The organism is Vibrio sp. 2132-1 (assembly GCF_033344315.1).
In genome coordinates this window covers 1-603 of the sequence record NZ_JAWPON010000555.1, presented here as the reverse complement: position 1 = coordinate 603, position 603 = coordinate 1, and the positions used below count along the sequence as shown (strand labels likewise).

The window sequence follows — 603 nt, the reverse complement described above, 5'->3', positions numbered from 1 at the left end:
TGGTTGCTACGACGACGGTCGTTGCGATCGCGTTTGTTGCGCTTGTTGTCGCGGTTTGATTTCTTCTCTTCTTGTTTTGGTTCTTCTTTTACTTCTTCAGAACCACCAAATAGGAAGCTACCTAGTGCTTTAAACAAACGGCTGAATAGGCCAGGTTTTGCTTCTTGCTCTACTTCTTTCTTCTTCGCTACCGGCGCAGGTTTAGAAACAGGAGCTGGAGCGGTTTGAGCTGGCGCTGCAAAGCCCTTAAGAACTGGCTCTTCGATTCGCTTAGGTTTGATGTCTGTTTCAGAAGGTTCTTTACCTTCTGCTTCTTTCATTGCTTCCAACTTCTTAGGAAGTAGGTAAGAAATTAAATCAAACTCTTCACCTTCGCGTACGCGAATTACTTCAAAGTGCGGTGTTTCCATGTCTGAGTTAGGAACAACCGTAATTTTCACTTCTTGAATTCGTTCGATATGGTTAACCGAGCGACGTTTTTCGTTCAATAGGTAAGATGCGATTGGCACTGGTACTACAGCCAATACTTGAGCTGTGTTGTCTTTTAGTGCTTCTTCTTCAATCAAACGAAGAACAGAAAGTGCTAGAGATTCGTTGTCACGA

The 603-nt window shown here is 43.6% G+C and carries 1 pseudogene; it reads right to left on the bottom strand.

The window, feature by feature from the left end:
• Window positions 1-603 (bottom strand): annotated as a pseudogene (locus R8N47_RS26615) (ribonuclease E); the annotation flags it as partial.